The sequence below is a fragment of the Bradyrhizobium sp. MI1.11 genome, assembly GCF_055811255.1.
In genome coordinates this window covers 1-237 of the sequence record NZ_JBVVPM010000252.1, presented here as the reverse complement: position 1 = coordinate 237, position 237 = coordinate 1, and the positions used below count along the sequence as shown (strand labels likewise).

Sequence of the window (237 nt, the reverse complement as noted above, 5' to 3'; positions counted from 1 at the left end):
TCGCGCGGCGAGCCACGCGGCCCGGGCTGGCCCCTGACACTTCGGACAGTGCCGGTTGCGACAGGAATTATAGGCGAGGCGTGTCGTGCCGCAGTCGTCGCAAGCCTCCATGTGGCCGCCGAGCGCCTCGGTCCGGCACGCCACGATCGCGCTCATCACGCGCCGCTCGACCCGACCGAGATGACCGGCATGGTCACGGCGATAGGTCTCGCCATGCCGGCGCAGAATATCGGCAAT

At 68.8% G+C, this 237-nt stretch carries 1 protein-coding gene; it reads right to left on the bottom strand.

Annotation, left to right across the window (positions count from 1 at the left end; translation table 11 throughout):
• Window positions 1-237 (bottom strand): transposase zinc-binding domain-containing protein (locus AC0L30_RS43270; RefSeq protein ID WP_473406823.1); only part of this gene is annotated, 237 nt, incomplete at both ends.